The organism is Streptomyces sp. NPDC032198 (assembly GCF_040636975.1).
GTDB lineage: Bacteria > Actinomycetota > Actinomycetes > Streptomycetales > Streptomycetaceae > Streptomyces.
The window spans coordinates 865,985-891,174 of record NZ_JBEZVL010000001.1; the positions used below are offsets into that span (position 1 = coordinate 865,985).

The window sequence follows — 25,190 nt, forward strand, 5'->3', positions numbered from 1 at the left end:
GATGCCCACGGACACCCCCCGCCACGGCGCGCGCGACCACACCATCGTGCTGGTCGGGCACGGCATGGTCGGCCAGCGCTTCCTGGAGGCCCTCGCCGCTCGCGGACTCACCGACACGCACCGCGTGGTCGTCCTGTGCGAGGAGCCGAGGCCCGCCTACGACCGCGTACAGCTCACCTCGTACTTCGCGGGCCGCACTCCCGACGAACTCTCCCTCACCGACATGGAGTTCATCGCCGAGCACGGCATCGACCTGCGCGTCGGCGAGCCCGCCGAGGCCGTCGACCGCGAGGCGAAGACCGTCACCTCGCGCTCCGGTGAGACCTTCGCGTACGACACCCTCGTCCTCGCGACCGGCTCCTTCCCCTTCGTGCCGCCGGTGCCGGGCAAGGACACCACCGGATGTTTCGTCTACCGCACCATCGAGGACCTGCTCGCCATCGAGGAGTACGCCAAGACGTACGCCACGACGGGTGCCGTCGTCGGCGGCGGGCTGCTCGGGCTCGAGGCGGCGGGCGCACTGCGCGGCCTCGGACTCGCCACGCACGTCGTGGAGTTCGCGCCGCGGCTGATGCCCGTACAGGTCGACGAGGGTGGTGGCGCGGCCCTCCTGCGCACCATCACCGGCATGGGCCTGACCGTGCACACCGGCGTCGGAACCCAGGAGATCGTCGGCACGGAGGGTGCCGTCAGCGGGATGAAGCTGTCGGACGGAAGTGAACTCGCCACCGATCTGGTGGTGTTCTCCGCCGGAGTCCGGCCCCGCGACCAACTCGCCCGCGACTGCGGCCTGTCGGTGGGTGAGCGCGGCGGCATCACCGTCGACGAGCGGTGCCGCACCAGCGATCCGGCCGTGTACGCGATCGGCGAGTGCGCCCAGGCGTCGGACGGCCGGGTCTACGGACTCGTCGCGCCCGGCTACGAGATGGCCGAGACCGTCGCCGCCGCGATCGCCACGGAGGAGGCGAGCTTCACCGGCGCCGACCTGTCGACGAAGCTGAAGCTCCTCGGTGTGGACGTCGCCTCCTTCGGTGACGCGCACGGCGCGACCCCGGACTGCCTGGACGTCGTCTACTCGGACTCGCGCTCGGGCACGTACAAGAAGCTGGTCATCGGCTCGGGCGGCGAGCTGCTCGGCGGAGTCCTGGTCGGCGACGCGGAGGCGTACGGCGTGCTGCGGCCGATGACCGGCAGCGTCCCGCCGGTCTCGCCCGAGCAGCTGGTGCTCCCCGCGGGCGCGGGTGGCCCGGTGGCGCTCGGCCCGTCCTCGCTGCCGGACTCCGCGGTCATCTGTTCCTGCCACAACGTCACCAAGGGCTCGATCCGCGGCGCCGTCACCGAGCACAGCTGCACCACCGTGCCCGAGGTGAAGAAGTGCACCAAGGCCGGTACGGGCTGCGGCAGTTGTGTGAAGGTGCTCGGCCAGCTGGTCAACGACGAGCTGGAGGCGTCGGGCGTCGAGGTCGACAAGGGCCTGTGCGGCTGCTTCGCCCAGACCCGCCAGGAGCTGTACGAGATCGTCCACACCCTGGGGATCACCTCCTACCGGCGGCTCCTGGACTCCCACGGCCGCGAGTCCGCCCGTGGCACGGAGGGCTGCGAGACCTGCAAGCCGACGGTCGGTTCGATCATCGCCTCGCTGGCCCCGACGATCGGCGCCGACGGCTACGTGCTCGAAGGCGAGCAGGCCTCCCTCCAGGACACGAACGACCACTTCCTCGCCAACCTCCAGAAGAACGGCTCCTATTCGGTCGTGCCGCGCATCCCCGGCGGCGAGATCACCCCCGACAAGCTGATCGTGATCGGTGAGGTGGCAAGGGACTTCGGCCTCTACACCAAAATCACCGGTGGCCAGCGCATCGACATGTTCGGCGCGCGCGTCGAACAACTGCCGCTTATCTGGACGCGGTTGGTGGACGCGGGGTTCGAGTCGGGCCACGCGTACGGGAAGTCGCTGCGGACGGTGAAGTCGTGCGTCGGACAGACCTGGTGCCGTTACGGCGTCCAGGACTCGGTCCGGATGGCGATCGACCTGGAGCTGCGCTACCGCGGCCTGCGCTCCCCGCACAAGCTCAAGTCGGCCGTGTCGGGCTGCGCCCGCGAATGCGCGGAGGCCCAGTCCAAGGACTTCGGCGTCATCGCCACGTCGAGCGGCTGGAACCTCTACGTGGGCGGCAATGGCGGCGCCACCCCGCGCCACGCGGATCTGCTCGCGCAGGACCTGTCCGACGCCGAACTGGTGCGCCTCATCGACCGGTTCCTGATGTTCTACATCCGTACGGCGGACCGCCTCGAGCGCACCTCGACGTGGCTGGAGCGGATCGAGGGCGGCCTCGATCACGTACGGGACGTGGTCGTCCATGACTCGCTCGGGCTCTGCGACGAGCTGGAGGCCCTGATGGCCGACCATGTCGCGCACTACCGCGACGAGTGGTCCGCGACCATCAACGACCCCGAGCGCCTGGCACGGTTCGTGTCCTTCGTGAACGCGCCGGACGTACCGGACCCGACCGTGAGCTTCGTCCCGGAACGGGACCAGATCAAGCCGGACCTGCCGCTGCTCTCCATCGGCTCCCGCCCTCGCGACCTGGAAGGTGCTGCATTCTGATGAGCATTCAACTCCACCTGGAAGACGACTGGTTCGAGGTCTGCGACCGCGCGCACCTGACGCCTGGACGCGGCATCGCCGCACTGCTCCCCGACGGCCGCCAGGCCGCGCTCTTCATCGACCGCGCGGGCCGCGCGTACGCGATCGACAACCGCGATCCGTTCACGGGGGCGGCGGTGCTCTCACGCGGGCTGCTCGGCGCGGCGGCGGGCCGGCCGTTCGTCGCGTCACCGCTCCTGAAGCAGCGGTTCGACCTGGAGACGGGCCGGTGCCTGGACGACGACTCGGTGACGGTGGAGACCCACAGGGTCCGGCTCGCCTGACCAGAAACTTTACTTGACCGACCGTTCCAGTATTGCTTACTCTCCTCTCGTGGCCAGGACCAAGGAATTCGATCCGGACGCCGCGCTCCAGTCGGCCCTAGAGCTGTTCTGGCGGCGCGGCTACGAGGCGACGTCGATGGCGGACCTCGTCGAGGAGCTGGGCATCGGGCGCGCCAGCATCTACGCGACGTTCGGCAACAAGCACGAGCTGTACCTGAAGGCGCTGGACCGGTACGCCGCGCTCCAGAACCCGCGCCTGCTCGGTGAGCTCTCGCAGCCGGGGCCCGCGCTGCCCGCCGTCCGCGAGGTGGTGCGCCGGTTCGGGGGCGAGGCGGCCTCCGACGAGAAGCGCCTGAACGGCTGTTTCATCACCAACACGGCAGCTGAACTGGGCCCGCACGACGAGGCCGCCACCCGTTGCGTCGAGCGCAACTGGGAGTACATGGAAACGCTGCTGCACTCGGCGCTCGTCCGCGCACAGGCGCAGGGTGAACTCCCGGAGGAGCGCGACCCGCTCGCCCTCGCGCGCATGCTGCTGACCCTGATGCAGGGGCTGCGCGTGATCGGCAAGGCGTCGAAGGACCCCGCGCGGGTGCGGGACGCGACGGAGCAGGCGCTGAGCCTGCTCGACTGAGCACTGAGCACTGCTCGACCGGCCTTTCCGCTCGGCCCCTCCCCTGGCCTTCTTTTTTCCTGTCCTCATACTGAACCGATCGTTCAAGAAAAAGGATTCTGCCATGACTGCAGCGACTTCAGCGACTTCTGCGGCACGTACCCGTTTCGCCGGCCGCACGGCCCTCGTGACCGGCGGCGGCTCCGGCCTCGGCCGTGCCATGGCGCTCGCCTTCGCCGCCGAAGGCGCGAACGTCGTCGTCGCCGGGCGCACCGAGGTCACGCTCAAGGAGACCGTGGGGCTCATCGAGGAGGCGGGCGGCACGGCGCTCGCCGTCACCGCCGACGTCTCGCGCTCCGAAGACCTCGCGGCGCTCGTCGGCGCCACCGTCGAGCGGTTCGGCTCCCTGGACGTGGCCGTCAACAACGCGGGCGTCCTGCGCGCCGGGCAGCCGGTCGCGGCGCTGCCGGAGAAGGACTGGCGGACGATGCTCGACATCAACGTCACCGGCGTGCTGCTGGCCCTCCAGGCCGAGGTGAAGCAGATGCGCACGCAGCCGGACGGCGGGGCGATCGTCAACATCTCCTCCAACCTGGGCGCCCACACCAGCCTTCCGGGCGCCATCGGATACGGCGTCACCAAGGCAGCCGTCTCCGCACTGACCAAGGGCGCCGCGATCGAGTACATCGGGGACGGCATACGGATCAACGCGGTGAGCCCCGGCTCCTCGGACACCACCATGTCCCTGCGCCCGGGCGAGAGCGAGGCCGAGCGCGCCGAGCGGATGAGGGGCGCGACGCCGCTCGGCCGCGTCTCGTCGACCGAAGAGGTCGCGGCGGCCGTGCTCTACCTCGCCTCGGACGAATCGGCTTCGGTGGTCGGCGCGGATCTGGTGATCGACGGGGGTGCCGCAGCCTGACGCCCTGCCCTAGGCTCGCCCTACCTACTCTTGAGTAGGAACAGGCGTGCACCCAGGCAGAGGGAGCAGAGGAGCTGTGTCATGACGGGCTGGAACGCGAGCGACATCCCCGACCAGAGCGGCCGCGGCGCCGTGGTCACCGGCGCCAACAGCGGCATCGGCTATGTCACCGCACGCGAACTCGCCCGCCGTGGCGCGCGCGTGGTCCTCGCCTGCCGCAGCGAGGAGCGGGGCACGCGGGCGCTGGAGCAGCTGCGTTCCGAAGTGCCGTCGGCTGAGGCGGAGTTCAGGCGCCTCGACCTGGCGGACCTGGGATCGGTGCGGCTGTTCGCGGAGGCGTACGAGCGTGACGACGAGGGCGGCGGCCTCGATCTCCTCGTCAACAACGCGGGCGTGATGGCGCTGCCCTACCGGCAGACGGCGGACGGCTTCGAGACGCAGTTCGGCGTCAACCACCTGGGCCACTTCGCGCTCACCGGTCTGCTGCTGCCCCGGCTCCTCAGGACGCCGGGGGCCAGGATCGTCACGGTCTCCAGCGCGTTCCACGCCCTGGGGAACATCGACATGGGCGATCTCAACAGCGAGCGCAACTACCGGCGTTGGATCGCCTACGGCCGCTCCAAGTCGGCGAATCTCCTCTTCGTCCACGAGCTGGCGCGGCGCCTCGCGGCGGCCGGCTCCGACGTCGTGGCCGCCGCGGCGCACCCCGGCTACGCGGAGACGAACCTCCAGGCCGCCGGGCCCAAGATGGAGGGGCGCAAGATCGCCGAGCGCGTGATGTGGCTTGGCAACCGCGTCCTGGCCCAGCCCGCGACGTCCGGCGCACTGCCGACGCTGTACGCGGCCACGGCGCCGGGCGTCCGCCCCGACTCGTTCACCGGGCCTCGGGTGCTGGGCTGGCAGGGGGCGCCGGGACGGTCCTGGCGGGCCAAGTGGACGCTGAACGACACGGCGGCGGAGCGGCTGTGGGTGGCTTCGGAGGGGTTGACGGGGGTGCGGTATCCGGCGCTGAAGGGGTGAGCGACGGGAAATGCCCGCCGAAAAGGACGGGAAATGCCTGCCGGAAAAGGCGAACTGCACACCGGCTCCGGAGAACGGCAAAGGCATGACCCATGGCCGGATTGCGCACCGGATACGCACGGCCGGAGTTCGCACCGGATACCCACGGCCGGAGTTCGCACCGGACGGTAAACGCCCCGGCGGCGCCGCCCCTCACCGCAGCCCCGACACCTCAAAGACCCCCTTGGCCCCATCCCCGTCGAGCCGGGCCACCAGCCGTCCGAGCACCTCCGCGCCGGTCCGCAGCAGGCCGCACGCCCGCGCATCCCGGGCCCCCGCGTCCAGCCGATGCAGCAGCAGCGGATTCTCCGCGAGCACCTGGGGATCCACCTCCACCCGGTTCCCGAGCGAGTCGCACAGCACGAGCCGCGCCGCGACCCCCTCGCTGTGCCGCACGGCGGTCAACAGCCCCGTACAGACATGCCGGTGCCGCAGCAGACCCCGGACGGCGAGCCACCCCGGCCCCGCGGTCACCCGCACCGGGTGCAGGATCAGATAGAGCAGCGCCGAGAGCCCCGCCCACAGCACGCCCCGCAGCACTCCCAACGTGCCGTTCGCCCAGTCGACGAGGACGATCAGCACGAAGAGCGCGAGGGCGCAGAAGACGGCGGCCCGCACATCGGCCGCCCAGCGCCGGTCGGCCACGACACCGTCCCCGTCCCGTACACCCCCGGCGCGCACATCCCCGTCCCCGCCCCGGTCCCCGTACATCTCATGTCGCATGTGCGGCACCGTAGGACGGACTGCGCGCGGAGTCATCGGTGTTGACGGCCCGCATACTCCTCCCCCGCTCCCCTTGACGGACCGCTGACGCCTCGGTCGGCGCCCCGTCAAAGGGGCGTGAAGATCCACGCCGTACGCGCCAAGGAGCCGCCAATAGGGCACGCGGTCCGTCCGGGGCCCGCCCAGGCTGGGCATCGCTCAAGCGAACGAACCCGCCTGGAGGGGCCCGCCCATGACCACCGTCTCCGAGACCCCGGAAGCCCTCAGGACCCCGGACCCGGGTAGCCCCGGCGACCGCCACCGCCTGACCGCCCTCCAGGGCCTCGCCGCGCTCTCCCTGGACGCGATGGCCTCGGTCGCCTACGGTCCCGAGGCCATCGTCCTGGTCCTCGCGGCGGCCGGCGCCCACGGCCTCGGCTTCACCCTGCCGGTGACCCTGGGGATCGCCGCGCTGCTCACCGTGCTCGTCGCCTCCTACCGTCAGGTGATCGCCGCCTTCCCCGACGGTGGAGGCAGTTACGCGGCGGCCAAGGCCCACCTGGGCCGCCGCGCGGGTCTGGTCGCCGCGGCCTCACTCGTCCTTGACTACGTCCTGAACGTCGCCGTCGCCGTCACCGCGGGCGTCGCGGCGCTCACCTCGGCGTTCCCGGAGCTGTACGGCGACCGGGTGGCGCTGTGCCTGGCCGTCCTCGTCGTCGTGACGGGCGTCAATCTGCGCGGCATCGTCGACTCGGCGCGCGTCTTCATCGCCCCGACCGCGATATTCGTCGGCGCGATCCTGACCATGGTCGCCGTCGGCCTGTTCCGCGAAGGACCGGTCAGCACGGCCGCCGCCGGGGGCCACGCCTCCGTCCTCGCCGACAACGCCACGACCGTCGGCGCGCTGCTCCTGCTCAGGGCGTTCGCCTCGGGCTGCTCGGCACTCACCGGCGTCGAGGCCATCGCCAACGCCGTGCCGTCCTTCCGCGCGCCGCGCGTCAGGCGCGCCCAGCACGCGGAGGTGGCGCTCGGTGCGCTGCTCGGCGTGATGCTCATCGGCCTGTCCGTCCTCATCTCCCGCTTCGGGCTCCAGCCGGTGGAGGGCGTCACGGTCCTCGCGCAGCTGGCGGACGCGTCACTGGGCCACAACTGGGCTTTCTACGTGGTGCAGTTCGCCACGATGATCCTGCTCGCCCTCTCCGCCAACACCTCCTTCGGCGGCCTGCCGGTCCTGATGAGCCTGCTCGCCCGGGACAACTACCTCCCGCACGTCTTCGCGCTGAAGGCCGACCGCCAGGTCCACCGGCACGGCGTCCTCGCGCTTGCCGCCGTGTCGGCCGGGCTGCTCGTCTTCTCCGGCGGCGACACCAACACGCTCGTACCGCTCTTCGCGATCGGTGTCTTCGTCGGCTTCACGCTCTGCCAGACCGGAATGGTGCTCCACTGGCGCAAGGCGGGCAGGCCCGCCAAGGCCCTGCTCAACGGCTTCGGCGCGGTCCTGACCGGCATCTCGGCGGTGGTCGTCACGGCCACCAAGTTCACCGAGGGCGCCTGGCTGATCGTGCTCGCGCTGCCCGCGATCGTGCTCTGCTTCGAGGCCGTGCACCGCGCCTACGGCCGGATCGGCGACGAACTGGGCCTGGGCCGCGTCCCGGCGCCCCCGCACCGCGACCACTCCCTGGTCATCGTCCCCGTCTCGAACCTGTCCCGCCTCACCGGCGAGGCCCTGAACGCGGCGGTGTCCCTCGGCGACGAGGTGCGCGCGGTCACGGTCACCCACCCCGACCCCGATGACCGCCGCGCCACGGAGGCGCTGCGCCGCGACTGGGAGCTGTGGAACCCGGGCATCGACCTGGTGGAGCTGTCGTCCCTGACGCGTTCGGTCGGCCGCCCGGTGTCGGCGTACGTACAGAGGATCTACACGTACCACCCCACCACCCGCGTCACCGTCCTGATCCCCGAGGTGGAACCGGCCCACGCCTGGCAGCGCCTGCTCCAGAACCAGCGCGGCACGGTCCTCGCCCACGCGGTCCGCCGGGACACGGACGCGGTGATCTGCCGCCTGCGGTTCCGCCTTGCGACGGGGCGCACGCGGTCCTAGCGTCGGCGCCATGAGCGGAGGCACGGGCGACGCGGGCAAGGGGGGCGGTGCGGGGGCTGCGGGCAAGCGGATCACGGAGAAGCTGTCGGCGGAGGCCCTGCGCGAGGCGACGGGCAAGACCTGGACGCAGTGGTTCGCGCTGCTGGACGCCTGGGACGGCACCTCCCACAACCACACGGAGGTCGCCCGCCACATCCGCGAGGAGCACGGCACCGACGGCTGGTACGCCCAGTCCGTGGCCGTCGGCTACGAACAGGAGCGCGGCCTTCGCGAGGCGGGCCAGAGCAGCACGGGCCGACGGTGGCCGTCGGCCACGAGAAACTGCGGGACGCGGCGGAGGTGGCCGCGTACAAGAAGTTCTGGCACGAACGCCTGACGGAGCTGAAGGCCCTGCTGGAGAGCACCGACCAGCTCTGGGGGGACTAGCCCTGGGGGCGGATCTCAGCCCCCTTCGCACGACGGCTAGACGGCACGACGGCACGACGGAGGTGGGTCGGCCGTTTGGTGCCCCCAGTCGGCCAAGTCGTCAGTATTCGCCACAACCGGCGCGTTCGCGGGCCAGCCGGCAACGGCTGCCACGGGCCGGGCGCGATCGCTGCCCGAGGTATGTTTCCGCTGAACAGCTGCGCCTTGTACTTTCATCTGCGCACAAGGCTGATGGTGATGTACGCGCGACGGGGGTTGCAACATGGCGGGGAATCGTCCGGCGGATTGGCATGTCCTTGACTTGGACAAGGACCCAACCCCCGGTGATCCGGACCGAGTTCGCAACCTGGCGAAGAACCTGCACGACTTCGCCGACGACGTCTCGAAGGTCCTGCGGGACATCAAGGGCATGGCCGGTGAGGACGCCATCCTCACCTGGGCGGGCAAGACCGCCGAGTCCTTCACCTCGGAGTTCGAGTCCGCGCCGGGCAAGCTGAAGAAGCTCAAGAAGAGCTACGAGATGGCCGGCGACGCCCTGTCCACCTACTGGCCCGAACTCGAACGCTCCCAGGCCCTGGCCGACAAGGCTCTCGCGAAGGGCCGTGAGGCGCAGACGAGCCTCTCCGCCGCCCAGTCCCGCCTGACCTCCGCCGACTCCTGGATGGACAAGGCGGGCAAGGAAGCCGACAAGTACAAGGACGACGAGGGCAAGAAGGACGTTCCCAAGCCCGACCCCGACAAGGTCAAGGCCGCCACCCGCAACGCCAACTCCGCCGAGAAGGCCCAGACGGCGGCGAAGTCCGACGTCAACGCCGCCCAGAGCTCCCTCGACGCCGCCAAGAAGATGGCCGAGGACGCCCGCAAGATGCGTCAGGACGCGGCCGGAACGGCGAAGAAGAAGCTCGAGGACGCCTCCGACGCCGGTATCCAGAATCGCAAGTGGTGGGAGGAGGTCGGGGACTGGGTCACCGACAACTGGGACACCATCGTCGCCGTCTGCAAGGTCGTCGTCGCCGTCCTCGGCGTCATCGCCATGATCATCGGTGGCCCGATCCTCGGCGCGATCGTCCTCATCGCCGCCCTCGTCGTCCTCGCCGACACCCTCAATAAATACGCGAAGGGGGAAGCAGGCCTACTCGACGTCGCCTTCGCCGCCCTCGACTGCATCCCCGGCATGAAGGGCCTCACCAGCCTGGGCAAGCTCGCCAAGGGTATGAAGGGCCTCAAGGCCGGGATGAAGGGGCTTGGCAAGGGCCTCAAGAACGGTCTGCGGCGCGGCGGGGACGACCTGGCCACCAGCAAGCCCGCCAAGAGCCGCTGCAAGAACGGCGACCCCATCGACATGGTCTCCGGCGAGATGATCATGGAGAAGACCGACGTCGAACTGCCGGGTCTGCTCCCGCTGATCCTGCGGCGCACGCACCTTTCCACGTACGAGTCGGGCCGCTGGTTCGGTCCGTCCTGGGCCTCCACGCTCGACGAGCGCCTCGAACTCGACCACGAGGGCGCCGCGTTCGCCACCGAGGACGGCATGATCCTGCTCTATCCGGCGCCCACCCCCGGCGCCTCGGTGCTGCCGGTGGCAGGCCCGCGCTGGCCGCTGGACTGGGACGGCGCCCCCGGGACCCCCCTGCGCATCACCGACCCGCACACCGGCCACACCCGCCACTTCCTCCCCGCCCCTGTTGCTGCCCCCGCCGGAGAGGGACCCGAGACCCTGCCCCTGCGAGCCATCACGGACCGCAACGGCAACCGCATCGACATAGACATCGACCCCACCGGCGCCCCCACGGCGATACGCCACACCGGCGGCTACCACCTGAAGGTGGACACCGACGACCGCCGCATCACCGCCCTGCGCCTGCTCACCCCCGCCACCGAAACCGGCACCGGCGCCGAACCCGGCACCACCACCGTCACCACCGCCAAGGACGCCCCCGCCGCCACCCTCGTAGCCGCCTACACCTACGACAACCTCGGCAATCTCACCGAAGTCCACAACTCAGCCGGGCCGAAGCTGCACCTGGACTACGACGACCGCGCCCGCATCACGTCCTGGACCGACAGCAACCGCACCTGGTACCGCTTCACCTACGACGCCGAAGACCGCTGCGTCCGTGGCGAGAGCACCGCCGGGCACCTGTCCTGCACCATCGAGTACCGCCCCGACGAGCAGGAAACCCGCTATACCGACGCCCTCGGCCAGACCACCGTCTACCGCTACAACGACCTCGACCAGCTCCTGTCCGAGACGGACCCGCTGGGCGGCGCCGTCCACACCGAGTGGGACAGGTGGAACAACCTGCTCGTCCGCACCGACGCGCTGGGGCACCGCACCGAGAACACCTGGGACGAGCACGGCAATCTGACCGCCACACGCGGCCCGGACGGCACCAGCGCCAACGCGGCGTACAACGACCTCAACCTGCTGGTCGAGCTCGTCGGCCCGGACGGCGCCGTCCAGCGTCAGACATGGGACGAGCGCGGCAACCGCACCAGCGTGACCGCCCCCGACGGCACGACGCACCACTTCACCCACGACGCCACCGGAGCCGTGGCCACCATCACGGACCCCCTCGGACACACCACCGGGCTGCGCTGCAACGCGGCGGGCCTGCCACTGGACGTCACGGATCCGCTGGGCGCCGTGACCCGCTACGGCCTCGACGCTTTCGGTCGCCCGCGCGCCATCACGGACCCGACGGGCGCGACCACGCGCCTCGAGTGGACGGCGGAGGGCAAGCTTGCGCGGCGCATGGAGGCGGACGGTTCGTCGGAGTCGTGGACGTACGACATCGAGGGCAACTGCGTCTCGCACACGGACGCGATGGGCGCGACCACGACACACAAGTACACGCACTTCGACCTGATCGCGGCCCGCACCGACCCCGACGGCGCCCGCTACGAGTTCGACCACGACACCGAGCTCAAGCTCCGCAAGGTCACCAACCCGCAGGGCCTGACCTGGAGTTACGAGTACGACCCGGCGGGCCGCCTGGTGGCGGAGACGGACTTCGACGACCACACACTGACGTACACCCTGGACGCGGCGGGGCAGTTGGCTGCCCGTACGACGGCCATGGGCGACGTGATCACCTTCGAACGGGACGCGCTGGGCCGGACGGTCACGCAGAACGTGGCAGGCACCGCGATCACGCGCTACACCTACGACGCGACAGGGGCCCTCACCGAGGCGGTGAGCCCCGACGTGACACTGACCCTGGCGAGGGACGGGGCAGGCCGTCTGCTCTCCGAAACGGTCAACGGGCGTACCCTGACCCACACTTACGACGTGCTGGGCCGCCGCACCAGCCGCACCACGCCGTCCGGCGCGACGAGCACCTGGACGTACGACGCGGCAGGCCACGTCACCGAACTGGCCACGGCCGGGCAGAGGCTGGCGTTCACGCACGACGGGGCGGGACGGGAACTCACCCGCACGGTCGGCGAGGCCCTGACGCTGACGAACGCGTACGACGTCGTGGGGCGCCTGGCGGAACAGGAGCTGATGGGCCCGGCCCGCACGCGTATCCAGCGCCGTGCGTACACGTACCGTGCCGACGATCATCTGACCGGCATGGAGGACCAGCTCAACGGCGCGCGGCGCTTCGACCTGGACGCGGCAGGCCGCGTCACAGCGGTCCGCGCGGCAGGCTGGACGGAGACCTACGCCTACGACGACGCGGGCAACCAGACCGACGCCTCCTGGCCGGCCCCCATGCCGGGCCAAGAGGCGACGGGCCCCCGCACCTACACCGGCACCCGCATCACCGCGGCAGGCAACGTCCGCTACGAACACGACACGGCGGGCCGCACCACCCTGCGCCAGAAGACCCGCCTGTCCCGCAAGCCCGACACCTGGCACTACACGTGGGACGCGGAGGACCGCCTCACCTCCGTGGTGACCCCCGACGGCACGAGGTGGCGCTACGTCTACGACCCCCTGGGCCGCCGCGTGTCCAAGGAGCGCCTGACGGAACAGGGGGTGGCGGAACAGGTCCACTTCACCTGGGACGACATGACCCTCTGCGAACAGACGAGCCACACCCCGGGCGCACCGGAATCAGTGACCCTCACCTGGGACCACGACGGCCTGCTCCCCCTGGCCCAGACAGAGCGCAAACACCTCACCGACGAAGAAGTGGACGCCCGCTTCTACGCCATCGTCACCGACCTCGTCGGCACCCCGACCGAACTCCTCGACGAGCAGGGCGACATCGCCTGGCGCAGCAGAACCACCCTCTGGGGCACCACGGTCTGGAACCGGGGCGCCACCGCCTACACCCCCCTGCGTTTCCCCGGCCAGTACTACGACCCCGAGACGGGGCTGCACTACAACTACTTCCGGCACTACGACCCCGAGACCGCCCGCTACCTCTCCTCGGACCCGATCGGTCTCGCCGGTGGCTTCGCGCCGCACAGTTACGTGCCCAACCCGTTCACGTGGATCGACCCGCTCGGCCTTTCCCTCCTCGACGTGAGCAAGAACGGCGTGAAGATCGTCGTGCACGAGTACGACGTCGACAAGCCGGCGCACGCCCATGTCACCGGCGGCGGGGGTCGCGAGGTCAGAATCGGACCGAACGGCAAGCCCCTCCACAATCAACCGGAGCTTTCGAGCAAGCAGCGACAGGCGGTGGAGCACTTCAAGCCGCAGATCAGGACCGCCGTCAGGAAGCTCGGCAAGCGGAGTCAGGCGGAGGAGCGGGCTGCGAAGGAGCAGCGCGAGGCCGCCGATGCCGCCAAGAAACCCTGCAAGTAGGGATGAAGCGATGACATTGCATTCCGATGTGGCCGCGTTGCTGGCGGAGGCCGGCATCGACGACGTGGACGTCGACGAGGCCGTCGCGGACGAGCACGCCCGCACGTCCGCGTACCTGCGCGTCGTCTCGGCGATCGCCGCCTCGCCGAGCCGCGACCGGGACCGAGCGATCGTGGCCACGATCCTGCGCGACCCCAACGACCATGGGGCCAGGACGGCGGTGGTCGCCCTCGTGGACGAGATCGCGTATGAGGTGACCGGTCCTGACGAGTTCCGGCAGTGGTCGGACGGACTCCTGCCGGAGATCGACCGGCTTCCTGTTGAGGGACACCGCGAGTTCATCCGCCGCCGTATCCACGACTGGCTGTTCTACCTGTCCGTCAAGGACGGTCACGTGCCGACACCGGCCGAGTTGGCGGAGGTCACGGACTGGATGCAGCGCCACCTCGCCGAGTGGTCGACGTCGCCGGCGGTACTCGCCGTGGTCGCCGATTCGGCCCGCACCAAGAAGACACGCAACATCGCGAAGAACCGGGCCGGAAGCCGCGAGCTGAGAACGGAATGAGCCGGTGGGGGCCGGTAGGGGCCTTGGGCTGCCCCCTCGGAGAACGCCCGAAGGGGCAGCTCCCCCGCACAGGGAGCTGCCCCTTCTTGGTGAACCGGAGCCGATGCCGCATCGGTGAGGGTCGGGGACACGGCGTCGGCCCCGGAGTTCGACCGGTGGCCGGGAGAGACCTACCGGTGGTCGCTGCCCGCCGACTCCGACGCCGCGCGCCCCGCCTCCAGGCGGGCCACCGGGATGCGGAACGGGGAGCAGGAGACGTAGTCCAGGCCCACCTCGTGGAAGAAGTGCACGGACTCCGGGTCGCCGCCGTGCTCGCCGCAGACGCCGAGCTTCAGGTCGGGGCGGGTGGCGCGGCCGGCCTTGACCGCGTCCTTCACCAGCTTGCCCACGCCGTCCTTGTCGATGGTCTCGAAGGGCGAGACCCCGAAGATGCCCTTCTCCAGGTACGCCGTGAAGAAGCTCGCCTCCACGTCGTCCCGCGAGAAGCCCCAGACGGTCTGTGTGAGGTCGTTCGTGCCGAAGGAGAAGAACTCGGCCGCCTCCGCGATCTGGTCCGCCGTGAGCGCCGCACGCGGCAGCTCGATCATGGTGCCGAGCGCCAGCTTCAGCGCCACGCCCGTCGTCGCCTCGACCTCGGCGATGACCTGCTCGGCCTCCTCGCGGACGATCTCCAGCTCCTGGACCGTGCCGACGAGCGGAATCATGATCTCCGCGCGCGGGTCGCCCTTGGCGTTCTTGCGCTCGGCCGCGGCCTCGGCGATCGCCCGTACCTGCATGGTGAACAGGCCGGGGATGACCAGTCCGAGGCGTACGCCGCGCAGGCCCAGCATCGGGTTCTGCTCGTGCAGGCGGTGCACGGCCTGGAGCAGGCGCAGGTCGTTCTCGTTGGAGTCCTTGCGGGACTCGGCGAGGGCCACCCGGACGGAGAGCTCGGTGATGTCGGGCAGGAACTCGTGCAGCGGCGGGTCCAGGAGGCGGACGGTGACCGGCAGGCCGTCCATCGCCTCGAAGAGCTCCACGAAGTCGCGCTTCTGGAGCGGCAGGAGCTCCTTGAGGGCCTCCTCGCGGGCCTCGTCCGCGTCGGCGAGGATCAGCCGCTCGACCATCTCGCGGCGCTCACCGAGGAACATGTGCTCGGTGCGGCACAGGCCGATGCCCTGGGCGCCGAAGCGGCGGGCGCGCAGGGCGTCCTCGGCGTTGTCGGCGTTGGCGCGGACCCGCAGGCGGCGCACTCGGTCCGCGTACGCCATGATCCGGTGCACGGCGCCGACCAGCTCGTCGGCGTCGTCGGCGCCCGCGTGCATCCGGCCCTCGAAGTACTCGACGACGGGGGACGGCACGACGGGGACCTCTCCGGCGTAGACCTTGCCGGTCGAGCCGTCGATGGAGACGACGTCGCCCTCCTCGACGACCACACCGCCGGGGGCCGTCAGACGGCGCCGCTTGGTGTCGACCTCGATCTCCTCGGCGCCGCAGACACAGGTCTTGCCCATGCCGCGGGCGACGACGGCCGCGTGCGAGGTCTTGCCGCCGCGCGAGGTGAGGATGCCCTCGGCCGCGATCATCCCGTCGAGGTCGTCGGGGTTGGTCTCACGGCGGATGAGGATGACCTTCTCGCCCGAACGCGACCACTTGATGGCCGTGTACGAGTCGAAGACCGCCTTGCCGACCGCGGCACCGGGTGACGCGGCGATGCCCCGGCCGAGCTGCTCGACCTTCGCGGTGTCGTCGAAGCGCGGGAACATCAGCTGGGCGAGCTGCGCGCCGTTGACGCGCTGCAGCGCCTCGGCCTCGTCGATCAGGCCCTGGTCGACGAGCTGCGTCGCGATACGGAAGGCGGCACCGGCGGTGCGCTTGCCGACGCGGGTCTGCAGCATCCACAGCTGGCCGCGCTCGATGGTGAACTCGATGTCACAGAGGTCCTTGTAGTGCGTCTCAAGGGTCTCCATGATCTGCATGAGCTGGTCGTACGACTTCTTGTCGATCTGCTCAAGATCCGCGAGCGGGACGGTGTTGCGGATGCCCGCCACCACGTCCTCGCCCTGCGCGTTCTGCAGGTAGTCGCCGTACACGCCCTGGTGGCCGCTGGCCGGGTCGCGGGTGAACGCGACGCCCGTGCCGGAGTCCGGGCCGAGGTTGCCGAAGACCATGGAGCAGATGTTGACCGCGGTGCCGAGGTCGCCGGGGATGCGCTCCTGGCGGCGGTAGAGCTTGGCGCGGTCGGTGTTCCACGACTCGAAGACCGAGCGGATCGCGAGGTCCATCTGCTCGCGCGGGTCCTGCGGGAAGTCGCGGCCGGCCTCGCTCTTGACGATCTTCTTGAACTTCGTGACGAGCTTCTTGAGGTCGGCGGCCTCCAGGTCGGTGTCGACCGTGACCTTCTTGGCGGCCTTGGCGGCCTCCAGGGCGTCCTCGAAGAGCTCGCCGTCGACGTCCATGACGGTCTTGCCGAACATCTGGATGAGGCGGCGGTAGGAGTCCCACGCGAAGCGGTCGTCGCCGGACTGCTTGGCGAGTCCCGTCACCGACTTGTCGGAGAGCCCGATGTTCAGGACGGTGTCCATCATCCCGGGCATCGAGAACTTGGCGCCCGAGCGGACCGAGACGAGCAGCGGGTCATTGGCCTGCCCCAGCTTCTTGCCCATCTTCTTCTCGAGGGCGTCGAGGTGGGCACTCACCTCGTCGCGCAACTCGACCGGCTCCTCGCCGCTGGCGAGGTAGGTCTTGCAGGCCTCTGTGGTGATCGTGAAGCCCGGAGGGACGGGCAGCCCGAGGTTGGTCATCTCGGCGAGGTTCGCGCCCTTCCCGCCGAGAAGGTCCTTGAGGTTCCTGTTGCCCTCGGTGAAGTCATAGACGAACTTCACGACCGCATCGCTCGCATCGTTCTGCGCTACGTGGGGATCTTTGTTTTCCGACACGGGTCTCGACTCCTCGAGGACTCGGTGGCTGCCCTGACGGCGAGGAACATACCCAGATCGAAGGCGCATGGGTACGTCCACTTGTGCGTCATGCGGCCGTAACCACCCGTCCGCCAGTAGATCGAAAGTGACTCAGCGGTAGCTCGATCAGCGATCATGTGTTCAAGTCTTGAAGGCTCAACCCTCGTAGACCCGGTGATTCGCTCGAATGAGCGGCTCATACTCAGATGTGAGTTCACCTCATGAATGATCGAGCGGTGGCACTGAGTGCCACCCCTTCCAGAAGTGCAGTCGGCCCTAAACTGCTCATCTGAGCGCAAGGCCTATCAGGGGTGGCGAGAATCACGCCGTTTGAAGCGTCCGGATGTCAGCATCCGGACGCCGGACGAGACGGTCGCGCGCCCCTCATACGCCGAGCGCGGCCAGCCGCCGCTCCGCCATGCGCGGGGCATACAGGTGCTCCACCACCAGCGTTCCCGCCCCGATGAGGGCGGCGCGATCGCCGAGGCGCGAGGTGACGACCTCCAGATGAGCGGTGGAGCGGGGCAGGGCGCGCTGATAGAGCAGTTCGCGCACCCCGGTCAGGAACGGTGTTCCGGCCAGATCTCCGGCGATCATGAGAACTCCGGGGTTCAGGAGCGTGACGACGGTGGCGAGCACCTCGCCGACCTGCCGCCCCGCCTCGCGCGCGAAGCCGACCGCTACCGGATTCCCCGCCTCCAGGAGCTGCCGCACGTCCGCCCCCGAAGCCGCGGGGACACCCGCCTCCCTCAGCCGCCGGGCCACCGCACGGCCGCTGGCCACCGCCGCCAGACAGCCGTACGAACCGCACTTGCACAGGGCGGCCGCGCTTCCGGGGCCGTCCGCGCCTCCTGAGCCCGCCGTGCCTGCCGTGCCCGTCGAGCCCCCTTGGCCCCCCGGCACCCTGATGTGCCCGATGTCCCCGGCTCCCCCGTCGATGCCCCGGTAGACCGCGCCGTCCACCACGACGCCCGCGCCGATGCCGGTGGAGACCTTGACCAGGGCGAAGGCCGAGCACTCCGGGTACGAGGCGCGCTGTTCGCCGTACGCCATGAGGTTCGCGTCGTTGTCGACGAGGACCGGGAGGTCGGCGGGGCCGCCAGTCTGCTCGGTGAAGGCGCGGCGCAGGCGGCCTCGTATGTCGTAGCCGTCCCAGCCCGGCATGATCGGCGGCTGGACGACGCGGCCCGTCTCGCTGTCCACGGGCCCCGGCACCGCGAGTCCGATGCCGCAGACCGAGGCCGGGGAGCCGTCGGCTTTGCGCAGCAGCTCGGCGAAGCGGATGCCCAGCTCGCCCAGGACCGCGTCCGGGCCGTCGTCGATCGCCAGGGGGCCCGCGTGCTCGGCGACGATCTCGCCGGTGAGGCCGAGCAGGGCGGTGCGGGCGTGCCGGGTCTCCAGGTCGGCGGCGAGAACGACCGCGTGGGCGTCGTCGAACTCCAGGCGGACGGCCGGGCGCCCGCCGAGCGACGAGCCCGCCTTGTCCGCGGGGCCGCCCGCGCCCTCCCGCAGCCAGCCCGCGCGGAAGAGCCGGTCGAGACGCTGGCCGACCGTGGCCCGGGAGAGGCCGGTGGCCTGCTGCAGGGCGCCGCGCGTGGTGGCCCGTCCGCTGCGCACCAGGTGGAGCAGGTCCCCGGCCCCCGCATGCTGGCCGGCCGCGCGTCCACCCGCCGCCTGCCCCTCGTGCTCCGCTCGGTCCCGCATCCGCTCTCCCCTTGTGCTCGTCAACTCCGCGTTACATATTGGGTTTTGCGTGTTGAGTAGACGTAACTCTAAGGTGGCCAACACGAAACTGACAGGGCGTCGAGGCCCTCGGGGAGAACCGCGTGGACCGCACGAACGTGGGCCGCACAGCCCAGCTCACCACCCGCCGAGCCACGACGTCCCTGCGCGAGCGCGCCGCCGAGGTGCTGTGGGCCAACTGGACGGGCACGTCGACGGTCCCTTCCCGGCAGCTCTATCCCCACCAGTGGTCCTGGGACTCCGCGTTCATCGCGATCGGCCTGCGTCATCTGTCCCCCTTGCGTGCGCAGTTGGAGCTGGAGACGCTGCTCTCCGCCCAGTGGGGCGACGGCCGCGTCCCGCACATCGTGTTCAATCCCGCCGTCCCCCTGGACGCCTACTTCCCCAGCCCCGACTTCTGGCGCTCCACCACGGCCGGGCGCACTGCCGGGGCACCCGGTGCCATCCACACCTCCGGCATCGTCCAGCCGCCGGTGCACGCGCTCGCCGTCTGGCTGGTGCACCGCGCCGACCCGGGGCTCTCCCGCGCCCGTTCGTTCCTGGCCCGCGCCCACCCCCGGCTCGCCGCCTGGCACCGCTACCTGCGCTGCCGCAGGGACGCGGGCGGAGCGGGGCTCGCCTCCGTGGTCCATCCCTGGGAGCAGGGCATGGACAACAGCCCCTGCTGGGACGCCCCGTTGCGCCGGGTGCCCCCGGCCGACCCGTCCGCGTACCGGCGCGCCGACCTGGACCACAGCGCCGCGGAGGACCGGCCGACCGACCTCGACTACGGCAGGTACGTGCGGCTGGCGGCCGACTACCGCGATCGCGGGTACGCGGACGGCGGGGGTGATGAGCACGCGGGCGGGGTGGGCGAGTTCGCCGTCGAGGATCCCTCGTTCAACGCGCTCCTGATCGCCTCCGAGCACGCACTGGCCCGTATCGAGGCCGAGTTGGGCCTGCGGGGCGCATCCGTCGTACGGGAGACGCGGGCACGCGCCCTCACGGGCACCCTCGTCGAGCGCCTCTGGGACCCGGCGGACGGCCTCTTCCTCTGCCGCGACCTGCGCTCCGGAGACCACCGCGAGCTGCCCTCCGGGGAGCTGGTGCCGGAGCGCGGGGTCGGCGGGCTCGTCCCGCTGATCCTGCCCGCGCTGCCCGCCCCCGTCGCCGCCGCGCTCGTACGGACCGCGTGCGGACCGCACTTCGGGCTCGGCGGGCCCGCGCGGCTCGTGCCGAGCTACGACCTCACGGGAAGCGCCTTCGACCCGCGGCGGTACTGGCGCGGGCCCGCATGGTTCAACACCAACTGGCTTCTCGAGCGGGGACTTCGCCTGCACGGCGAGCCCACGCGGGCCGCCGGTCTGCGGCGCGCGCTGCTCGAAGTGGCCGGGGAGTCCGGGTTCGCGGAGTACGTGGACCCGTACACAGGGCGGGGCTGCGGTGCGCGCGGCTTCGGCTGGAGCGCCGCGCTCGCCCTGGATCTGCTGCTCGACGATCCCGCCGGGCGTGACGAGGAGCCGCACGGGAGGCCCGCCGAGGCGCCCTCCGTCGCGGTGACGAGGAAGAGGTTCAGGGATGACTGATCGGCGTCAACCACTGGTGCGGGGCGGTACGTTCGCGGCGCTCGGCGCGGGCGGCGACATCAGCGGGGTGCCCGGCGGCACGGCCCCGGACGGGCTCTTCGTGCGCGACGCCCGGCATCTGAGCCGCTGGCAGCTGACGGTCGACGGGGCCGTCCCCGAGATCCTCGCCCCGGTGTCGGACACCGACGCGGACGCGGGCATCGCGCGCTGCGTCCTCGTCCCGCGCGGCGGCAGGCAGGAGCCCGCGTCCTGCACGCTCTTCCGCGAACAGGCCGTGGCGGAGGGTGCGTTCGTTGAGTCGCTGCGCCTCACCAGCAATCGGGCGGTGCCGACGACCGTGCGGCTCGCGCTGACCGTGGACGCCGACTTCACCGACCAGTTCGAGCTGCGCTCCGACCACCGTACGTACGCGAAGACCGGCGCCGTCAGGTCGCGCAAGGTCATCACCGGCGACGACGAGGAGGTCCGGGGCATCGAGTTCGCCTACCGGCGCCGCGAGTGGTGCTCCCGCACGAAGGTCACCGCGGACCCCGCGCCGGACGCGGTCGAGGAGACCGGCACCGGTGCGCGGCGGCTCGTCTGGACCCTCGGCCTCGACGCGCACGGCACGGCGGAGGTGGCGCTGCGCGTCGCGGCGCATCCGCACGGGGCGCCCGAGCCGAGGATGCCGAGGGACCCCACGGAAGCCTCCACCCAACTCACCACCCTGGAGAGGGAGTTCGCTGCAGATGTCGAGATCCCCGACGGCTGGCCGGAGCTCGCGGCGGCGTGCCGACGGGGCCTCGCGGACCTCGCCGTACTCCAGGTGCCCGCGTCGGGCCCGGACGGCGAGCCGCTGAGCGTCCCGGCGGCCGGGGTCCCCTGGTTCGTGACGCTCCTGGGGCGCGACGCCCTCCTGGCCTCGCTCTTCGCCCTCCCCTATCTGCCGCGCCTGGCCGCGGCGACGCTCCCCGCGCTCGCCGCAGCCCAGGCGACGGAGGCCACCGAGAGTCCCGTCGCCCAGCCCGGCAAGATCGTGCACGAGGTACGGCACGGGGAGCTGGCCCACTTCGGGCAGGTGCCGTTCGGGTGCTACTACGGCTCGGTCGACGCGACCCCACTCTTCCTCGTCCTGCTCGGCGCGTACACGGAACGCACGGGTGACACCGCCCTTGCCCGCCGCCTGGAGCCGCACGCGCGGGCCGCCGTCGGCTGGATCCTCGACCACGGGGGCCTCACCTCGCGCGGCTATCTCGTCTACCGCGCCGACGAGGGCGGCCTCGCCAACCAGAACTGGAAGGACTCCCCCGGCGCGATCTGCTCCGCCGACGGCAGCCGCGCCACGGGCCCCGTGATGGCGGCGGGCGCGCAGGGCTACGCGTACGACGCCCTTGGCCGTACGGCGTGGCTGGCGCGCACGGTCTGGGGCGACACGGTGTACGCGGACCTCCTGACGCAGGCGGCGGCCGACCTGCGGGACCGCTTCCAGCGGGACTTCTGGATGCCGGAGGAGGGCTTTCCCGCGCTCGCCCTGGACGGCGAAGGGCACCAGGTTGACGCGCTCGCCTCGGACGCCGGGCACCTGCTGTGGTCGGGCCTCCTGGACAAGGAGTACGGGGAGGCCGTGGGCCGCCGCCTCCTCGAACCGGACTTCTTCTCGGGCTGGGGAGTACGCACCCTGGCCGCCGACCAGCCGGCGTACCACCCGCTCTCCTACCACCGGGGTTCGGTGTGGCCGCACGACAACGCCCTGATCACCCTGGGCCTGGCACGCTACGGGCTGCACGACGAGGCACGGGCGGTGGCCCGGGGCCTGGTGGCGGCGGCGACCCGACGCGGCGACCGCCTGCCGGAGGTACTCGCGGGCTACGCCAGGCACGCCCACCCGGGCCCGGTCCCTTACCCACACGCCTGCGTAAGGGAATCCCGCTCAGCGGCGGCACCGCTTGCGCTGCTGAGTGCGGTTGGGGGGTAGGGGGGCGAGGTGCTCCGCGGGTTCTGGGGGGGGCGAGGCTCCCGGGGTTCTGGGGGGGGCGAGGCTCCCGGGGTTCTGGGTGCCGGGGCTCCCGGGGCTCCCGGGGCTCCCGGGGCCTTGCGTGCTGCGGGGCCCTGGCTACCGGGGCTCCAGGGCCTTGGACGTCGGCGCTCCGGGGCTTTGCGTGCTCCAGGGCTCTGCGCGCCCACGCTCCCGGGCCTTACGTGCTCCGGGGCCCTGACTGTTGGGGCTCCGGGGCCTTGGGCGCCAGCGCCCCGGGACCTCACGCGCTCCAAGGCTCTGCGCGCCCACGCTCCCGGGGCTTGCTGCGGGGCTCTGACTGCCGGAGCTCCAAGGCCTTGGACTCCAGCGCTCCGAAGCCTTACGCGCCCCGAGGGTCTGCGCGCCCGCACCCCCGCGGCCTTACGCACCCCCGCGGCCTTGCGCGCCCCGAGGCTCTGCGCGCCCCCGCCCCCGCGGCCTTGCGTGCTCCAGGGCTCTGCGGATCCGTCGCTCCGGGGCCTTGTGTGCCGTCGATCACCGCCTCCGTCGAGCTCGTCCTCACACGCTGGACGTGCTGGAGGATTCCGTCTCCGGCAACGCCATCAGCTCCGCCCGATAACGCCCCACCATCCCCACAGCCCTGGCCCCGCCCAGCGCGACGACCCCGATCATCCGCTCCCCCAGGTAGTAGCCGTACACCACGTCCCCGTCCTCGGAGTCCGGATCACCCCCCAGCAGCCGCACTCCGTCCCCCACCCCCGGAAGCCCGAACGACTGCACCCGCACATCGAACTGGTCGCTCCAGAACGACGGCAGCGGCGCGAACGGCCTCGCGTCGTGCGGTGACGCGGTCCCGTCCCCCGTCAGCCCCGCCACCAGCACCCGCGCCGCGTGCTTCGCGCAGTCCGTCGGCATCGACCAGTGCTCGACCCGCCGCGCGAGCGCCCCGTACCGGGGGTTCGGGAAGCGCGCCACATCCCCCACGGCGACCGCGTGCGCAAGCCCCCCGATCCGGAGCTGCGCGTCGCAGAGGATGCCGTCCGTCAGGTCGACCCCCGCGCTCGCCCCCAGCCACTCCACGTTCGGCAGCGAACCGACCGCCTCGACCACCACATCGGCCCCGCACTCGCTCCCGTCGTCCAACACAACTGATTCAGCCGTGAGTTGAGAGGCGAGGCGCCCCAGCCGGAACCGCACCCCGCGCGCCTCATGCCGTCGCCGCAACACCCGCCCGAGCCCCTCCCCCACCGCCAGCATCATCGGCTCCGCCTCCGGTGCGACGACCGTCACCTCGCACCCCGCCCTGCGCGCCGTGGCCGCCACCTCGCAGCCGATGAAGCCCGAGCCGATCACCAACACCCGTACCCCCTCGCCGAGTTCGGAACGCAGCGCCGCCGAGTCCTCCAGCGTCCGTACGACATGCCGTGGCGGACCCCCGGTCAGGGGAAGCCTGCGTGGCCGCACCCCCGTCGCGGCCACCAGACCCTCGTACGCATGGACCGAACCATCGGCCAGCGTGAGTGTGCGCGCGGCCAGGTCGGCGGATGCGACCGCCGTGCCGAGCCGCCATTCGACGTCGGCGACGCTGGGGCGGTGGCGCAGCGCCGTGGTGGCGGCGGGCGCCTCGCCCAAGAGGACCTCCTTGGACAACGGGGGGCGGTTGTACGGGAGATGGGGCTCGTCCCCGTACACCGTGACCGCCCCTTCCCACCCCGCCGCCCGCAGCTGCTCGGCCGCCCGCAGCCCGCCGAGCGACGCGCCGACGACGGCGATTCCCGCCGGGGAGGCCACGGCGGGTCAGCCCTCGACCCGGATGGCCTGCAGCGGACAGACGTCGGCGGCGTCCTCCACGTCGGCGCGCAGGGCTTCGTCGGGCGACTCGGCGTACGCGAGGTGGCCGTCCTCGTCGAGCGTGAAGACGTCCGGCGCCGCGAAGACGCACTGCCCGTGGTCCTGGCAGACGTCCAGGTCGACGGTGACCTTGAGCATGTGAACTCCCGGTGCGGTGAGGGGGGATGGCGGCGCGACCGCATGCGTTCAGCGGCGTGGGGGGCGGATTCCACGGAACTCCCAGTCGCCCCCGAAGGCCGTCGAGACGACCTCCTCGGACTCCGTGGGCTGGGCGCCGACGTCGGAACGGACGGCCGTCGGGCCGGTGACGATGTGGTTGGTGAGGCGGCCGAGGCCCTCGGCCTCGACCTCGACGACGTCCCCCGGCCGGACGGGGCGGGAGTTGGCGGGGGTGCCGGACAGGAGCACGTCGCCCGGCTCCATGGTGATCGTGCGGGCGATGTCGGAGACGAGGTAGTGCATGTCCCACTCCATCTCGTCCGTCGAACCGTCCTGCACGAGCTCGCCGTTGACGTACGTCCGCAGGTACTTGGAGTGGAAGTCCCACCCGGTGACGAGTCCGGGGCCCAGCGGGCAGAGCGTGTCGGAGCCCTTGACCCGGAGCATCGAACCGGCGTCGGTGTCGCGGAAGTCGTGCAGGCCGTAGTCATTGGCGACGGTGTAGCCCGCGATGTACGCGTCCGCGTCGGCCGGGGCGATGTTGCGGCAGGTACGGCCGATGACGATGCCGATCTCGCCCTCGTAGTTGAGGTACTTGCAGCCCTCGGGCCGGACGACGGCGCCGCCGTGCGCGTTGAGCGCCGAGACCGGCTTGTGGAAGTAGGTGGGTGCGGGCGGCAGCCCGACGCCGAACTCCGCCACCCTGCTGCGGTGGTTGAGGTGGACGGCGATCACCTTGGAGGGACGCACGGGCGGCAGGTGGTGTGCCTCGGCGGCCTTCACGCGACGGCCGTCGGCGGCGACCAGCTCATCCCCTTCGCGTACGACCTGGACCGCGGCGCCTTCGAGGAGGACGCGGCGATACTCGACGGTGATCGCCTTTCGGGCCATGGGAGTC

At 71.2% G+C, this 25,190-nt stretch carries 17 protein-coding genes; 11 read left to right on the forward strand and 6 right to left on the reverse strand.

Features of this window, described 5'->3' with window-relative positions; all coding sequences use genetic code 11:
* The first annotated feature begins 1 nt into the window (after position 1).
* The 5 genes from nirB (at position 2) to AB0E78_RS04080 (ending at position 5,483) form a co-directional block, all read left to right on the forward strand.
* Positions 2 to 2,608, forward strand: coding sequence for a nitrite reductase large subunit NirB (nirB, locus tag AB0E78_RS04060; RefSeq protein WP_361827895.1), 2,607 nt, complete (start codon positions 2 to 4; stop codon positions 2,606 to 2,608).
* Entirely contained in the window at positions 2,608 to 2,931 is a 324-nt protein-coding gene (gene nirD, locus AB0E78_RS04065) for a nitrite reductase small subunit NirD (protein ID WP_361827897.1), read from the forward strand. Before nirB ends, nirD begins: the two co-directional genes overlap by 1 nt.
* Positions 2,932 to 2,980: 49 nt before the next feature.
* Positions 2,981 to 3,565, forward strand: a complete 585-nt coding sequence (locus AB0E78_RS04070) for a helix-turn-helix domain-containing protein (protein ID WP_361827899.1) — start codon at positions 2,981 to 2,983, stop codon at positions 3,563 to 3,565.
* 103 nt (positions 3,566 to 3,668) lie between these two features.
* A complete protein-coding gene (locus AB0E78_RS04075; RefSeq protein WP_361827901.1) occupies positions 3,669 to 4,463 on the forward strand; it encodes a glucose 1-dehydrogenase in 795 nt (264 codons plus the stop codon).
* A gap of 81 nt (positions 4,464 to 4,544) precedes the next feature.
* Positions 4,545 to 5,483, forward strand: coding sequence for an oxidoreductase (locus AB0E78_RS04080; RefSeq protein WP_361827904.1), 939 nt, complete (start codon positions 4,545 to 4,547; stop codon positions 5,481 to 5,483).
* Between the two features lie 192 nt (positions 5,484 to 5,675).
* Here the strand turns inward: AB0E78_RS04080 and AB0E78_RS04085 are convergent, their stop codons facing one another.
* A complete protein-coding gene (locus AB0E78_RS04085; protein WP_361827906.1) occupies positions 5,676 to 6,245 on the reverse strand; it encodes a hypothetical protein in 570 nt (189 codons plus the stop codon).
* A gap of 232 nt (positions 6,246 to 6,477) precedes the next feature.
* Here AB0E78_RS04085 and AB0E78_RS04090 point away from each other — a divergent pair, with 232 nt between their 5' ends.
* The 4 genes from AB0E78_RS04090 to AB0E78_RS04105 all read left to right on the forward strand — a co-directional run bounded on the left by AB0E78_RS04090 (position 6,478) and on the right by AB0E78_RS04105 (position 14,078).
* Positions 6,478 to 8,325 (forward strand): APC family permease, encoded by a 1,848-nt coding sequence (locus AB0E78_RS04090; RefSeq protein WP_361827908.1) that lies wholly within the window; start codon positions 6,478 to 6,480, stop codon positions 8,323 to 8,325.
* A gap of 10 nt (positions 8,326 to 8,335) precedes the next feature.
* Entirely contained in the window at positions 8,336 to 8,701 is a 366-nt protein-coding gene (locus tag AB0E78_RS04095; RefSeq protein WP_361827910.1) for a hypothetical protein, read from the forward strand.
* Between the two features lie 351 nt (positions 8,702 to 9,052).
* Complete coding sequence (locus AB0E78_RS04100; RefSeq protein WP_361827913.1) at positions 9,053 to 13,513, forward strand: RHS repeat-associated core domain-containing protein; 4,461 nt, start codon at positions 9,053 to 9,055, stop codon at positions 13,511 to 13,513.
* Between the two features lie 10 nt (positions 13,514 to 13,523).
* A complete protein-coding gene (locus AB0E78_RS04105) occupies positions 13,524 to 14,078 on the forward strand; it encodes a hypothetical protein (protein WP_361827915.1) in 555 nt (184 codons plus the stop codon).
* 170 nt (positions 14,079 to 14,248) lie between these two features.
* Here AB0E78_RS04105 and ppdK read toward each other — a convergent pair whose 3' ends face one another.
* Both ppdK and AB0E78_RS04115 read right to left on the reverse strand, forming a co-directional pair.
* Positions 14,249 to 16,996, reverse strand: a complete 2,748-nt coding sequence (ppdK, locus tag AB0E78_RS04110) for a pyruvate, phosphate dikinase (RefSeq protein WP_361827917.1) — start codon at positions 16,994 to 16,996, stop codon at positions 14,249 to 14,251.
* 405 nt (positions 16,997 to 17,401) lie between these two features.
* The gene (locus tag AB0E78_RS04115) at positions 17,402 to 18,721 is read right to left on the reverse strand and encodes an ROK family protein (protein ID WP_361827919.1); all 1,320 of its coding nucleotides are present in this window, start codon (positions 18,719 to 18,721) and stop codon (positions 17,402 to 17,404) included.
* Between the two features lie 137 nt (positions 18,722 to 18,858).
* On the opposite strand from AB0E78_RS04115, the gene AB0E78_RS04120 reads away from it, so the two are divergent.
* Together AB0E78_RS04120 and AB0E78_RS04125 are read left to right on the forward strand one after the other, a co-directional pair.
* Positions 18,859 to 20,325, forward strand: coding sequence for a hypothetical protein (locus tag AB0E78_RS04120; RefSeq protein WP_361828540.1), 1,467 nt, complete (start codon positions 18,859 to 18,861; stop codon positions 20,323 to 20,325).
* Complete coding sequence (locus AB0E78_RS04125; protein WP_361827922.1) at positions 20,318 to 22,279, forward strand: glycogen debranching N-terminal domain-containing protein; 1,962 nt, start codon at positions 20,318 to 20,320, stop codon at positions 22,277 to 22,279. Before AB0E78_RS04120 ends, AB0E78_RS04125 begins: the two co-directional genes overlap by 8 nt.
* Before the next feature lie 561 nt (positions 22,280 to 22,840).
* Here AB0E78_RS04125 and AB0E78_RS04130 read toward each other — a convergent pair.
* The 3 genes from AB0E78_RS04130 to AB0E78_RS04140 are packed head-to-tail and all read right to left on the reverse strand — an operon-like array spanning position 22,841 to position 25,183.
* On the reverse strand, positions 22,841 to 24,073 hold the full coding sequence (locus AB0E78_RS04130) for an FAD/NAD(P)-binding oxidoreductase (RefSeq protein ID WP_361827925.1): 1,233 nt from the start codon (positions 24,071 to 24,073) through the stop codon (positions 22,841 to 22,843).
* Positions 24,074 to 24,079: 6 nt separating this feature from the next.
* Positions 24,080 to 24,271, reverse strand: coding sequence for a ferredoxin (locus AB0E78_RS04135; protein ID WP_361827928.1), 192 nt, complete (start codon positions 24,269 to 24,271; stop codon positions 24,080 to 24,082).
* A 48-nt stretch (positions 24,272 to 24,319) separates the two neighbouring features.
* Entirely contained in the window at positions 24,320 to 25,183 is an 864-nt protein-coding gene (locus tag AB0E78_RS04140; protein WP_361827931.1) for a fumarylacetoacetate hydrolase family protein, read from the reverse strand.
* Positions 25,184 to 25,190: the final 7 nt, after the last annotated feature.